The sequence below is a fragment of the Massilia sp. genome (assembly GCF_046293535.1).
Classification (GTDB): domain Bacteria; phylum Pseudomonadota; class Gammaproteobacteria; order Burkholderiales; family Burkholderiaceae_D; genus Telluria.
Genome location: NZ_JBKBOV010000017.1, coordinates 25,238 through 38,110, shown reverse-complemented (window position 1 = coordinate 38,110; position 12,873 = coordinate 25,238). Strand labels below are relative to the sequence as shown.

10 protein-coding genes and 1 pseudogene are annotated in these 12,873 nt (G+C 66.3%); 6 read left to right on the top strand and 5 right to left on the bottom strand.

All coding sequences use genetic code 11. The features are described from left to right. Positions 1 to 6: 6 nt before the first annotated feature. From ACK4S9_RS11385 to ACK4S9_RS11375, 3 genes are read right to left on the bottom strand one after another with little or no spacing between them, the layout of a single operon-like run. Entirely contained in the window at positions 7 to 723 is a 717-nt protein-coding gene (locus tag ACK4S9_RS11385; RefSeq protein WP_409725613.1) for a phosphoadenylyl-sulfate reductase, read from the bottom strand. Between the two features lie 9 nt (positions 724 to 732). Beyond that, complete coding sequence (locus tag ACK4S9_RS11380; RefSeq protein ID WP_409725611.1) at positions 733 to 1,296, bottom strand: DUF934 domain-containing protein; 564 nt, start codon at positions 1,294 to 1,296, stop codon at positions 733 to 735. Continuing rightward, positions 1,289 to 2,977: a nitrite/sulfite reductase gene (locus tag ACK4S9_RS11375; RefSeq protein ID WP_409725609.1), complete on the bottom strand. Its 1,689-nt coding sequence runs from the start codon at positions 2,975 to 2,977 to the stop codon at positions 1,289 to 1,291. The genes ACK4S9_RS11380 and ACK4S9_RS11375 overlap by 8 nt, the downstream gene beginning before the upstream one ends. 201 nt (positions 2,978 to 3,178) lie before the next feature. Between ACK4S9_RS11375 and ACK4S9_RS11370 the strand changes: the two genes are divergently transcribed. The 6 genes from ACK4S9_RS11370 (at position 3,179) to ACK4S9_RS11345 (ending at position 9,779) form a co-directional block, all read left to right on the top strand. After that, the gene (locus ACK4S9_RS11370) at positions 3,179 to 4,117 is read left to right on the top strand and encodes a CysB family HTH-type transcriptional regulator (protein WP_409725607.1); all 939 of its coding nucleotides are present in this window, start codon (positions 3,179 to 3,181) and stop codon (positions 4,115 to 4,117) included. A 15-nt stretch (positions 4,118 to 4,132) separates the two neighbouring features. Then, on the top strand, positions 4,133 to 4,792 hold the full coding sequence (locus ACK4S9_RS11365) for a class I SAM-dependent methyltransferase (protein ID WP_409725605.1): 660 nt from the start codon (positions 4,133 to 4,135) through the stop codon (positions 4,790 to 4,792). A 241-nt stretch (positions 4,793 to 5,033) separates the two neighbouring features. After that, the gene (locus tag ACK4S9_RS11360; RefSeq protein ID WP_409725603.1) at positions 5,034 to 6,161 is read left to right on the top strand and encodes a hypothetical protein; all 1,128 of its coding nucleotides are present in this window, start codon (positions 5,034 to 5,036) and stop codon (positions 6,159 to 6,161) included. 44 nt (positions 6,162 to 6,205) lie between these two features. Then, positions 6,206 to 6,331, top strand: coding sequence for a hypothetical protein (locus tag ACK4S9_RS11355; protein ID WP_409725601.1), 126 nt, complete (start codon positions 6,206 to 6,208; stop codon positions 6,329 to 6,331). Positions 6,332 to 6,423: 92 nt separating this feature from the next. Continuing rightward, complete coding sequence (locus ACK4S9_RS11350; RefSeq protein WP_409725599.1) at positions 6,424 to 6,906, top strand: hypothetical protein; 483 nt, start codon at positions 6,424 to 6,426, stop codon at positions 6,904 to 6,906. Positions 6,907 to 7,070: 164 nt separating this feature from the next. Further along, positions 7,071 to 9,779, top strand: a complete 2,709-nt coding sequence (locus ACK4S9_RS11345) for a PEP/pyruvate-binding domain-containing protein (RefSeq protein WP_409725597.1) — start codon at positions 7,071 to 7,073, stop codon at positions 9,777 to 9,779. Between the two features lie 137 nt (positions 9,780 to 9,916). Here the strand turns inward: ACK4S9_RS11345 and nhaA are convergent, their stop codons facing one another. Continuing rightward, positions 9,917 to 11,134, bottom strand: coding sequence for a Na+/H+ antiporter NhaA (gene nhaA / locus ACK4S9_RS11340; protein WP_409725595.1), 1,218 nt, complete (start codon positions 11,132 to 11,134; stop codon positions 9,917 to 9,919). 275 nt (positions 11,135 to 11,409) lie between these two features. Beyond that, positions 11,410 to 12,825 (bottom strand): annotated as a pseudogene (locus ACK4S9_RS11335) (alanine/glycine:cation symporter family protein); the annotation flags it as partial. Positions 12,826 to 12,873 lie beyond the last annotated feature (48 nt).

Here is a 12,873-nt window from a genome sequence, read left to right as displayed (position 1 = left end):
GGCGGATCAAGCCGCCACGGATTTGATGCGAATGAGTTTGCCGTCGACCACGTGCAGGCCGCATTCCTTCGATTCGGGGTTTTCCCACCACCAGCGGCCGGCGCGCACGTCCTCGCCCGGCTGGACCGCGCGGGTGCAGGGTTCGCAGCCGATCGATGGATAGCCGCGCTCGTGCAGGGCGTTGTAGGGCACCGCGTGACTGCGCAGGTATTCCCAGACGTTCTCCTCCGACCAGTCGGCCAGCGGATTGAACTTCTGCATGCCGTGCGCGGCATCGTCTTCCTGCACCGCCAGTTCGGCGCGCGTGCTCGACTGGGCGCGGCGCTGGCCGGTGATCCAGGCCTGCTTGCCGGCCAGGGCACGGCCCAAAGGCTCGACCTTGCGCACGCGGCAGCATTCCTTGCGCATCTCGACGCTGTCGTAGAAGGCGTTCAGGCCGTTCTGTTCCACGTAGGCTTGCACCGCTTCCGGCTGCGGGCGGAACAAAGCGATCTCGTAGCCGTAGGTGTCGCGGACCCTGGCCAGCATGTCGAGGGTTTCGGCATGCAGGCGCCCGGTCTCGAGCGAGAAGATCCCGATCGGCAGCCGCGCTTTGAGGATCAGGTCGGTCAGGACCATGTCCTCGGCCGCCAGGCTCGATGCGAACACGGCGGGCGAGTAGTCGCGGGCGATGCGCGCCAGGATGGCCTGGGTTTCCTCGACGCGGCGATGGAGGTCGCTCATCTCGATTCCTTAAATGCCGGCGCCGGCATCCAGCAGTTCCGGCGGCGTGCCACGGGGCGCGCGGCGGAACAGCGGCAGCGGCTGGTCGACCGAGGCCTGGTAGGTTTCCGAGAACACGGTCAGGCCCTTGAGCGCATCAATGATGCTGCGGTCCTGGCGGGTGGCGAAGGCGTCGAAGCCGACGCGCGACATGGGCCACAGCTGGTCGCGCAGCACGTCGCCGATCGCGCGCAGCTCGCCGGCATAGGCCAGGCGCTTGCGCAGGTTGAAGGCGATCGAGTAGCCGCGGCCGTCCGAGAACTTCGGGAAGTCGACGGCGATCACCCCAAAACGGTGCAGGTCGTCCTTGATCGCCGCCGCCTGTTCGTCCGGCGCCAGCCAGACGCCGATCTCGGCGCGACCGGAAAGCAGAGCACGCTGCGCCTGCCATACGGCCAGGGGCACGATGACGCGGCCTTGCGGTACTTCCACGGTTTCCGGCGCTTCGCCTTCCGCGAGACGCAGCACGCTCCAGTCGTCCTCGACCACTTCGCGGTGTTTGATGATCTGCTTGTGCAGGACGAAATTAGGCATAGTGGTCTTCCCCAACCAGTTCGCCCGCCGCGATCGGCGTGGCATAGACATGTTCCTTGAACGGCGCGACACCGAGGCGCTGCACGGTGTCGACGAAGCGTTCGCCTTCGAAGCGCTCGCGCACGTAGATTTCGAGCAGGCGGCCGACCACTTCCGGCATCTGCACCGCCGAGAAGGACGGGCCGATGATCTTGCCGATGGCGGAAGTGTTGCCCTGCGAGCCGCCGATCGATACCTGGTACCACTCGCTGCCGTCCTTGTCGACGCCGAGGATGCCGATCGCGCCCACGTGGTGGTGGCCGCAGGCGTTGATGCAGCCCGAGATGTTCAGTTCGATGTCGCCGATGTCGTGCTGGAAGTCGAGGTTGTCGAAACGCTCGGCAATCGCTGCCGCGATCGGGATCGACTTGGCGTTCGCCAGCGAGCAGAAGTCGCCGCCCGGGCAGGCGATGATGTCGGTCAGGAGGCCGATGTTCGGCGTGGCCAGGCCCTTGGCCTTGGCCAACTGCCACAGCTCGAAGAGTTTCGACTGCTCGACGTCGGCCAGCACCAGGTTCTGCTCGTGCGTCACGCGCAGTTCGCCGAAGCTGTACTTGTCGGCCAGGTCGGCCACGAAGTCCATCTGCTCGGCGGTGGCGTCGCCCGGCGGCACGCCGGTTTTCTTGAGCGACAGCACCACGGCGGCGTAACCCGGCACCTTGTGCGGCTTGACGTTGCGGTTGACCCAGTTGGCAAAGGCGCGGTTGTCCGCGTGCTGGGCGCTCACGTCGATGTCGTCGAGCTTGGCGTAGCCGTGCGGCTGGAACCACTGGGCGACGCGGTCGAACTCCTCCTGGGTCAGGGTTTCCGGACCATCCTTCAGGTCTTTCCACTCTTCTTCCACCTGGCGGGTGAATTCCTCGACGCCGAGGGCCTTCAGCAGGATCTTGATGCGGGCCTTGTACTTGTTATCGCGGCGGCCGTGCTGGTTGTACACGCGCATCACGGCTTCGGTATAGGTGAGCAGGTGCTGCCAGGGCAGGAAGTCGCGGATGACCGAGCCCAGGATCGGGGTACGGCCCATGCCGCCGCCGGCCATGAACTTGAAGCCGACTTCGCCCGCGTCGTTCCTCACCAGGGTCAGGCCGATGTCGTGGATGGCGATCGCCGCGCGGTCTTCCAGGGCGCCGTTGATGGCCACCTTGAACTTGCGCGGCAGGGCGATGAACTCGGGGTGGAAGGTGCTCCACTGGCGCAGGATCTCGGCGAAGGGGCGCGGGTCGATGATCTCATCTAGAGCCACGCCGGCGAACTCGTCGGTAGTGATGTTGCGGATGCAGTTGCCCGACGTCTGGATGGCGTGCATCTCGACCGAGGCCAGGTCTTCCAGGATTTGCGGAGTTTGCTCCAGCTCAATCCAGTTGTACTGGATGTTCTGGCGGGTGGTGAAATGGCCGTAACCACGGTCGTACTTACGGGCAATATGGGCGAACATGCGCATCTGCTTCGATGCCAGCAGGCCATAGGGCACGGCGACACGCAGCATGTAGGCGTGGCGCTGCATGTACAGGCCGTTCTGGAGGCGCAGGGGGATGAATTCTTCTTCGGTCAGCTCACCGGACAGGCGGCGTTCCACCTGGCTGCGGTACTGCGCGATGCGTTCGCGCACGATGAGATGGTCGTAGTGGTCGTAGCGGTACATGGTCTCGTCCAGTGAGGGGCAAGGTGTGCAACAACTTGCGAAACCGCCGCAAACATTGTCCACCCGTTAAATGTAAGCCCAAGTGTACGGACCGCTGCTTATATTCCAAACTACGGAGAATTCATTTGCTTATATGCGTAACTTGAATAAGCATCTTAAAATGTCATCTGCTGACACAATCACAAGAACCGATACCACTTCATGAATCTCCACCAGCTGCGCTTCGTGCGCGAAGCCGTGCGCCAGAACTACAACCTGACCGATGCGGCCAAGGCGCTGTTCACCTCCCAGCCGGGGGTGTCGAAAGCGATTATCGAGCTCGAGGAAGAGCTCGGCGTCGACATCTTCACCCGCCACGGCAAGCGCATCCGCGGCTTGACCGAGCCGGGCCGCCTGGTGCTGCAGTCGGTCGAGCTGATCATGCAGGAGATCGACAGCCTCAAGCGCATCGGCAAGGAATACGCGGCCCACGACAGCGGCAGCTTCACCATCGCCACCACCCATACCCAGGCGCGCTACATGCTGCCCAAGGTGGTGCAGGCCTTCATGCAGAAGTATCCCAAGGTGCGCTTGTCCTTATTGCAAGGCAATCCGCGGCAGATCGCCGACATGGTCAAGAACGACCAGGCCGACCTGGCCATCGCCACCGAGTCGATCGCCGCCATCGACGGCCTGATCACGCTGCCGTGCTACCAGTGGGAGCACGTGCTGGTGGTGCCGGTCGAGCATGCGCTGCTGCGCTCGAAAGCCGTGTCGTTGGAGGAAATCGCCTCTTACCCGGTCATCACCTATGATGCCGCCTTTGCCGGCCGCAGCAAGATCGACCATGCCTTTGGCCTGCGCAGCCTGAAGCCGGACGTGCTGCTGGAGGCGATCGACGCCGACGTCATCAAGACCTATGTCGAGCTGGGCATGGGCGTGGGCATCATCGCCGGCATGGCCTTCGACCCGGAGCGCGACCGCAACCTGCGCGCCATTCCCGTGGGCCACCTGTTCGGCATGAACACCTCGCGCGTGGCGATCAAGCAGGGCGCCTACCTGCGCAGCTACATCTACACCTTCATCGAACTGCTCGCCCCGACCCTGAACCGCAAGATGGTCGAGTCCGCCATGCGCGGCGGCGAGAACTACGAACTGTAATTACAAGGAAACACCATGAGCAACAACCCTGTCGCCGATTTCTATACCGCGATTGCCGAGCACTACGACGCCCAATTCCACGACGAGAGCGACGAAGACCGCCAGGACGACCTGGACGACGTCGCCGAGCAGGTCGCGGATCTGCTGCGCGGGCATACCGTGCTGGAACTGGGCTGCGGCACCGGCTATTTCACCGACGTCATCGCCGAAACCGCGCAATCGGTGCTGGCGACCGACATCAGCGAAGCGATGCTGAACGTGGCGCGCGAGCATGGGGAAGGGCTGGAGAACGTGCAGTACCGCGTGGCCGACGCGCTGAATTTGCCGACCGACCTCGGGAAATTTAGCGCGGTATTCGCCGGCTTCCTGTGGTCGCATTTCAGGAAGGAAGAGCAGGACGCCTTCATCGCCGGCCTGCGCGCCCGCGTCGGCTCGAATGCGCTCCTGGTGCTGATCGACGACGAGTATGTCGAAGGCGCCAGCCCGACGGTCGCTCGCACCGACGCACAAGGCAATACCTGGGCCCAGTTCGTCGATGCCGACGGCAAGCGCCACGAGTTGCCCAAGAACTACCCGACCGATAGCGCGCTGCGCAAGCGCCTCGGCACGGCGGTGCGCGAGATCAAGATCGGCCGCTGGGACAGCTGCTGGGCGCTGACCTGCAGGTTGAAGTAAGATCCATCGGGATAGGCCGCGCGACTCGGCCCATCCCGATCCGCACAGCGCCGCCACCCTCTCCGCATAAAATGCACTGTTCCGGCCATGCCGGCCTCCATACCGCCGGGGCCGCCGATATACTCGGCCCAACGAAAACCAAGTGGATGGAGCAAGCATGGCTGCTCGACTCTCTCCTGGCGTACTGTTGCTGTGCCTGGCCTGCTGGACTATTCCAGTACAGGCTGGCGAACCTTCCGTCGTGCGTTCCAAAGCCCAGCTCGATGAGGTGCTGGCCTCCGGCCGGCCGACCCCGCTCGATGCGCTGACGCCCTATGGCAAACGGCGCTTGCTTCGTGGAATAGTCTGGCGGGACAAGGGCATGGGTGGCTTCAGCGCTACCCAGCTCGTGCGCGAGCTGGACGCCAGCCAGATCGGGCAAGTCCTGGCTTTCTTCGACCTGGCTGCCTACGCCAAAGGCTACAGCGAGAACCTGTCCGGCGCCCCGGTACGCCTGCCGCCGCCATCGGGCGCGCTCGAAGCACAGCTCGACCGTTTCGAGCAACTCTACAGGGAGCTCGACGAGGAACGGGCGCCTGCCGCGGATGCGAGCTCCGCCAGGCGGATGAAGCCCATGGTCAGCTATTACGACTCGGTGTTTGCAGGGCGGATGAAGCCGGCGGCGCTGCGCCGGCAGGCGCCGGGCGATCTGCCGGCGCTGTTCGATGCCGCCCTCCTGGCCAGCAACCTCGATCCCGCTTCGCCTGCCACCGGACACCTGTTGTCCGTACACCGCGAAATGGCCGCGCGCGGCATCGACACCCGGCGCGGCTTCGATGACAGCGTGCTGTATGGCATGCTCGCGGCCCGCCGCTTCGAGGAAGCCAGGAGCTTTGCAGCCGGGCGGCCGCATCTCGGCAAGCACAAGATTCCCACCGTGCTCGACACGCTGGGCACGGCGTTCAGCGGACGCAGCCTGTACGAGTACGACGCCGGCAAGGATGTGCTGGTGCGCCGCGCCGATCCTCCACCTGCCGGCGTGGAACTGGTGATGGTGGTGGGCGCCGGCTGCCATTTTTCGCGCGACGCGCTCGCCGCCCTGCGCGCGAACCCTGTCTTGCTGGCGCGCCTGCGGCAGGCGAACCTGAAGCTCCTGATCTCGCCGCGCGAGCCCATTCCCTTCTGGTACCTGGCCGAGTGGAATGCGGCGAATCCGACGCTGCCCCTGCGCGTTGCCTACGATACGAAGGAATGGATCCTGATCGCCGAAGCGAACACGCCCGAGTTCTTCCTGCTCGAGGACGGCAAACCGGCCGGCCATGTGATCGGCTGGCCGAAGGACGGCAATGCCGCCGCGTTGCTGGCGCTGCTCGATACGGCGCGAGACTAGGATAAGGAGTTGATGAACCAGATGGGAGCGAGGCGCCGCCTTCGGTGCTGCCGTTTGCCGTCAAGCTCAATCGCGTCCTGGTACAGGAGCTGCAAACGCTGAGCAAGGAATACGGCGTCGCGTTGAACGACCTGGTGGCCGGGCTGCTGCAAATGATCCTTTGCGCCTGAGAACAGGACGGAAGGCAGAGTGGCGACAGAAAGGGAGAGGGAAAGCTACAGTCGAGCGACATGAGCAACCTTCACCTTAGGAGTCCGCCACAATGAGAATTCCCAGCCTGCTTTCTTCCATCCTGATCGGCGCCGTCGCCAGCGCACGTTCGATGACCCCGATGGCCACCATCGCCACGGCGCGCCTGGCCAAGCGCGACACCCCGGGCGAGCTGTTCCTGCTCGACCGCCCGCTGTTCAAATATGGCGCACTAGCAATGGGGGCGGGTGAGCTGATCGGCGACAAGATGAAAACCGCGCCCGATCGCACCGTGGCCCTGGGCCTGCTGGCACGGGTCATGAGCGCGGGCATTGCCGGTGCGGCGCTGGCGCCCAAGGGCCGGGAAAAGGCCGGCGCGGCGGCAGCGATCGCCACCGCCGTACCGCTCGCCTACCTGACGCTGGCCGGCCGCAAGCAGGCCATGGCGCGCATCGGCCAGACCCGCAGCGGCCTGATCGAGGACGCGTTGATCGTCGTCGCAGGCAGCGCCATCGTGGCCTTGTCGACGTATGCGGAACACGGGCGCCTGTCTTAGAACCTATCCCAGTAGGAAATGAGTCGCTTTCGGCGCGCTTGCCATGCATCGCCGCCAGCTTGCTCCTCCCTACCGGGATAGATTCTTAGCAGGAAAGCCGTGCCTGTCATGCCGCCGGGGTAGTGCTTGCCAAATGGCGGGAATCCGTAGGATGATGCGGCTCCATGGACGCCCATACTGCCCAGCCTGGAACGGAAGCGCCGGCGATAGCGCTCGAGGCGGGACCATGCCGGATGCTGGTCGGCGGCAGCCATCCGCTCACGCGCGCCCTGGCCGGCGGCAAGGCCCACGCCCTCGACCTGCTGGCGCGCGCCGGCTTCCCGGTGCCGGCCGCCATGGTCCTGACGACAGACTTTTTCGCCCCCTGGATCGCGCAGGTCGGCGCCATGCCCGCCTGGCAGGCCCTGACCCGCGCCCCGCAAGCGGAGTGGGAGGCGCATTGCGCGCCGGTGCAGGCGGCCTTGGCCGCGCTCGACTGGACGCCCGCGCAATCCCGGGTACTCGACGGGCTGGTCCGCGATTGCGTCGCGTGGGGCGCCGAGGCAGGCTTCGCCGTGCGCTCGTCCGCGCCGGAAGAAGACCTGGACAACGCTTCGTTCGCCGGTGTCTACCGCAGCTGCCTGGGTGTTGCGGTGCAGGATATCGGCCAGGCCGTCCGTGCATGCTTCGCGTCCTGCCTGGATCTACCCGTGCTGGCCTACAAGGCGGCGCGCGGCCTGCCGGTGTTCGGCCCTGCCATTGCCGTGATTGTCCAACGGCAGCTCGACAGCGAGGTGTCGGGGGTGGGTTTTTCCATCAATCCGCTGACGAACGACCATGACGAGATGCTCGTCAGCGCCAACTGGGGGCTGGGCGACGCTGTCGTCGACGGCCGTGTCATGGCCGACCAGTTCGTGCTGGACAAGGCAAGCGGACGCGTGCTCGGCGGCTCGCTGGGCAGCAAACGGATCGCCAGCGTGCTGGCGCCGGCTACCGGGACGCTGGAGCGTAGCGGCTGCGGCAGCGAAGCACCCTGCCTCGCGCCCGCGCAGCTGGAAGCGCTGGCGGCGATGCTGGCGCGCATCGAGTCTCTGTTCGGCAGGCCGATGGATGTGGAGTTCGCGTTCGCCGTCGGCACCCTGCACGTTCTGCAGGCCAGGCCGGTGAGCACCTGGGTGCCGCTGCCGCCCGCCATGTTGTCGGCGCCGGGCGCGCCACGGACGCTGTACCTGGACATCGCCCTGGCCAAGGGGATGACGATCAATGCGCCGGTCTCGCCCATGGGACAGGACTGGCTGCGACATACGATCGCCTGCATGGTGGCGCACTGTGCCGGCGCGGTCGCGCTGCCGCTCGACCGCGCCGACGGATGGCTGAGCATCCAGGGCGGACGCATGTACCTGAACCTGTCGCGCATGCTATGGCTGGCCACGCCGCGGCAGCTGGCGCGCAGCAATGCGCCGACCGACGCGCTGCTGGCCAGAACGCTGGCGACGATCGACGTGGCGCGCTACCGGGCGCCGCAGCGGGCATCCGCATTGCCGCTGTTGCGCCTGCTGCCGCGCATGCTCTGGCGCCTGCGGCGCCCGCTGTGGCGCAGCCTGCAGGCGTTTGCCGCCCCTCAACATGCGCACCGCCTGTACCGCCAGCGTGAGTGCCGGGCAAAGACCATGCTGTCGGCGCCGGTCGAAGCCGGCACCAGTCTGCCGGCGCTGCAGGAGCGGCTCGGCGCCATCGTCGCGGAGACCGTGATCGATATCGCGATGCCGGCGATGGTGGCCGGCCTTGGTGCGGCCGGCGCGCTGAACCGCCTGGCGCGCAAGGACTGTGCCGTCGAGCAGCGGCTCGTCGCACAACTGGGCCGTGGGATGAGCGGCAACCTGGTGGTCGACATGGGCATCGCCATGTATCGCCTCGCGCGCATGCTGCCGCCCGCGGATCTCGCCGATCCCGGCGTGCTGGCGCAAAGGATCGCGCGCGCCGAATTGCCGACCTCCTTCCTCGACGCGTGGCAGCGCTTCATGGCGACCTATGGATGCCGCGGTCCGGGCGAGATGGACCTGGCCCATCCGAGCTATCGCGACGATCCGGCCATGCTGCTGCGCCAGATGTCCTTCATGGCGGCCGCGCCGGCCGGCCACGATCCGGAAGCCGCGCACCGGCAGCTGGCGGGCGAGCGCGAAGCGGCCTATCGCGCGCTGCTGGCGCGCTTCGGCCCGCTGCGGCGCCTGTTGCTCAAGCGCCTGTATGCGATGAGCAGCCTGTTTGCCGGCACGCGCGACACGCCCAAGCACTTCAACCTGCTGGCCCGCCAGCGCCTGCGCGAACACGTTCTGGCGAAGGGGGCCGAACTGGCGGCGACCGGCCGGCTGGACAATGCGCAGGACGTTTTCGGCCTGGCGTATGCAGACCTCGAACCGGAACCGGCCGGCGCCGGCGCCTGCCTGCGCGCTCGTCTGCGGGAACGCGGCGCTTTCCTCGACCTGCTGGCGCGCCAGGTACGGACGTTCCCGGCGCTGCTCGACTCGCGCGGCCGCATCCTGCGCGCCCCGCCATGCACCGGTGCCGCAGGCCAGTTGCGCGGGACGGGGCTGTCGCCGGGGGTGGTGCGCGGCCGCGTGAAGTGCCTGCGCACGGCGCACGAAAAGGCGGTGGCGCCAGGCGACATCCTGGTGGCGTTCACCACCGATCCGGGCTGGACCCCGCTGTTCATCAGTGCGGGCGCCATCGTCCTTGAGGTCGGCGGCGTGCTGCAGCATGGGGCGCTGGTCGCGCGCGAGCTGAACAAGCCCTGCGTGGCGGGCATCGGCGACGTGTTCGCACGGCTGTGCGACGGCCAGTTGGTGGAAGTCGACGGCGAGCACGGCACCGTGACCATCGTCGATCCGGCTTGAGCGCGGCGCCGGAACGACGCGCTTGCCCGGGTCTTACCCGACGATGGGATGCGCTTCCGGAAGGCGGCAGGGCGTACGGCGTTCGCCGAGCACGCGCCGGATGCAGGATCGCCTTCACTGCGCGCCGCTCGTTCCGGTCAGCGCGGGGCTTCGTCCGCCTCGAAATCCAGCGTGTCGGTATCGCGGTCGGTGGCCAGCGGCCCGCCCAGCAGCTTCAGCCAGGCGAAGCCGGCGACGCCGGCCACCAGCGAGGCCACCAGGATCGCCATCTTGGATGCGTTGATGGTGTCGCCCGCGCCAACGAAGGCGAGATTGGTGATGAAGATCGACATCGTGAAGCCGATCCCGCCGAGCAGGCCCGCGCCCAGCACGTGGCGCCAGGCCAGGTCCAGCGGCAGGCGGCACAGCCCGAGCGCGACCGCCGCAAAGCTGAACAGGAAGATGCCGACCGGTTTGCCGGCGACCAGGCCGAGGATGATGCCGAGGCTGTTTGCACTGAGCAGTTCGGTCGCCCAGCCCGCGCCGATCACGATGCCCGTGTTGGCCAGCGCGAACACCGGCAGGATCAGGAAGGTGACCGGCTTGTGCAGGATGTGTTCGAGACGGTGCGAAGGCGATTGTGCGTCGTCTTCCCTGGCGGAATAGGGAATGGCGAAGGCCAGCAGCACGCCGGCGATTGTCGCGTGCACGCCGGACTTGAGCATCAGGAACCACATCAGCGCGCCACCCAGCAGGTATGGCAGCAGCGCCATCACGCGCAGCACCCGGTTCAGCGCCAGCAGGCCGGCGAACACGGCCAGCGCCCCCAGCAGGTAAAGGAAGGACAGCTCGGCGGTATAGAACAGGGCGATGACGATGATCGCCCCGAGGTCGTCCATCACGGCCAGCGCCGTCAAAAAAATCTTGAGCGAGGCCGGCACCCGGCTGCCGAGCAGGGCCAGCACGCCCAGCGCGAAGGCGATGTCGGTGGCCATCGGGATGCCGACGCCGGCCTGCGTGGGCGTGCCGGCGTTCAGGGCGAAGTGGACCAGGGCCGGCACCGCGATGCCGCCCGCGGCGGCCAGCATCGGCAGCATGGCGTTACGCAGGTCGGACAGTTCGCCGTTGACCAGTTCGCGTTTCAGCTCGAGGCCGATCAGCAGGAAGAAGATCGCCATCAGGGCGTCGTTGACCCAGTGCTCGATGCTCAGGCCGGCGACGTACTGATGCCAGAAACCGAGATAGACGGGACCGAGCGTGGAGTTGGCGACCGACAGCGAGAGGATCGTGCACAGGATGAGGATGATGCCGCCGGCCTTGCTCGACTCGAAGAATTCCTTGAAGCTCAGCGAGAGAGGGCGCTCGATACGGATCATGCGGCCTCCGTGGCGACATGGCGGGAAAGGGACGTGGGGAGGGAGATCGGACGGATATCGTGCATAGGATGGTCGTGAATAAACCGCGTGGCGGCCCGACCATCGCGCATCCTGCCGTACCCCCATGGTACGAACACCCGCGCACAGTATAACAGAGACGGGGCAGCGGCCGCGCCGGACCGCGCGGCCGCTGCGAAGGCGCAGCTGGCCGGCTCGGTGGCCACGGCGCCGCCTGCCGCCTTGCCCTCGGCCGCGGCCTGGCTGTTGCGCTGCACCCAGTAGTCGGCATTCTTGATGCCCAGCGCCACCGGATCGAAGACCGGGTCCTTGCCCTGGGCCTTCTGCGCCTCGTAGTCGCGCAGGCACTTGAAGGCCACGTTACGCATCAGGAGGATGGCGATGATGTTCAGCCAGGCCATCAGGCCCACGCCCAGGTCGCCCAGCGCCCAGGCCGCGTCGGCGGTCCGGATGGTGCCGTAGAAGGTCGCGGCGATGATGCACAGCTTCAGGACGAAGGCCATCCAGGGACGGCTGGTGGCGCGGTTGATATACGCGATGTTGGTTTCGGCGATGTAGTAATAGGCCACGATCGTCGTGAAGGCGAAGAACACCAGGGCGATGGCGACGAACAGCGAGCCGAAGCCCGGCATGATGTTCTCCAGCGCAGTCTGGACATAGCCCGGGCCTGCCGCCACGCCCTGGATGCCGGTGAACATCGGGCTGCCGTCCGGCGCCTGCACGTTGTACTGGCCGGTAATCAGGAGCATGAAAGCGGTGGCCGAGCACACGAACAGGGTGTCGACATAGACCGAGAAGCCCTGCACCAGGCCCTGCTTGGCCGGGTGGCTCACTTCCGCCGCCGACGAAGCGTGCGGGCCGGTGCCCTGGCCGGCTTCGTTCGAATACACGCCGCGCTTGACGCCCCACTGGATCGCCATGCCGAGGATGGCGCCGAAGGCGGCGTCCGCGCCGAAGGCCGAGGTGAGGATCAAGGAGATCACGGCCGGCAGCTGCTCGATGTGCAGGAGAATGACGATGCAGGCGACGACGATGTAGCCGAGCGCCATGAAGGGCACCACGAATTCGGCGAAGGTCGCGATGCGCTTGACGCCGCCGAAGATGATGAAAGCCAGCGCGATCGCCAGCAAGGCGCCGGTCGTGGCGTTCTCGACGCCGGTAGCGGATTTCAGGCTTTCGGCGATCGCGTTGGCCTGCACGCCCGGCAGCAGCAGGCCGGTGGCGATGACGGTCACGAAAGCGAACAGCAGGGCGTACCATTTCACGCCCAGGCCTTTTTCGATATAGAAGGCGGGTCCGCCGCGGTACTGCTTGTTGATCGATTCCTTGTACACCTGGCCAAGAGTGGATTCGACGAAGGCCGAGCTGGCGCCCAGGAAGGCCACCATCCACATCCAGAACACCGCGCCGGGACCACCGAAGGTAATGGCGGTGGCGACGCCGGCGATGTTGCCGGTGCCGACACGGCCGGCCAGCGTCATGGTCAGGGCCTGAAACGAGGACACGCCCTGGTCCGAGCTTTTCCCTTCCATGAGCAGGCGGAACATCTCGCGGATGTGACGTAGCTGCAGGAAGCGCGACCGGACCGAAAAGTAAAGCCCGGCGCCCAGGCAGAGCGCGATCAGTGCCGTGCTCCAGACGTATTCGTTCAGGGTAGAGACCAACTCATTCATTTGCTTGTTTCCCCGTAGCAAGGAGATACGGGCTTTGTGGGCCCGCTT

What these genes read in the sequence shown, in the direction of transcription:
- ACK4S9_RS11385 (WP_409725613.1), bottom strand. Translation starts at nt 723, where the DNA reads ATGAGCGACCTCCATCGCCGCGTCGAGGAAACCCAGGCCATCCTGGCG.
- ACK4S9_RS11380 (WP_409725611.1), bottom strand. Translation starts at nt 1,296, where the DNA reads ATGCCTAATTTCGTCCTGCACAAGCAGATCATCAAACACCGCGAAGTG.
- ACK4S9_RS11375 (WP_409725609.1), bottom strand. Translation starts at nt 2,977, where the DNA reads ATGTACCGCTACGACCACTACGACCATCTCATCGTGCGCGAACGCATC.
- ACK4S9_RS11370 (WP_409725607.1), top strand. Translation starts at nt 3,179, where the DNA reads ATGAATCTCCACCAGCTGCGCTTCGTGCGCGAAGCCGTGCGCCAGAAC.
- ACK4S9_RS11365 (WP_409725605.1), top strand. Translation starts at nt 4,133, where the DNA reads ATGAGCAACAACCCTGTCGCCGATTTCTATACCGCGATTGCCGAGCAC.
- ACK4S9_RS11350 (WP_409725599.1), top strand. Translation starts at nt 6,424, where the DNA reads ATGAGAATTCCCAGCCTGCTTTCTTCCATCCTGATCGGCGCCGTCGCC.
- ACK4S9_RS11345 (WP_409725597.1), top strand. Translation starts at nt 7,071, where the DNA reads ATGGACGCCCATACTGCCCAGCCTGGAACGGAAGCGCCGGCGATAGCG.
- nhaA (WP_409725595.1), bottom strand. Translation starts at nt 11,134, where the DNA reads ATGATCCGTATCGAGCGCCCTCTCTCGCTGAGCTTCAAGGAATTCTTC.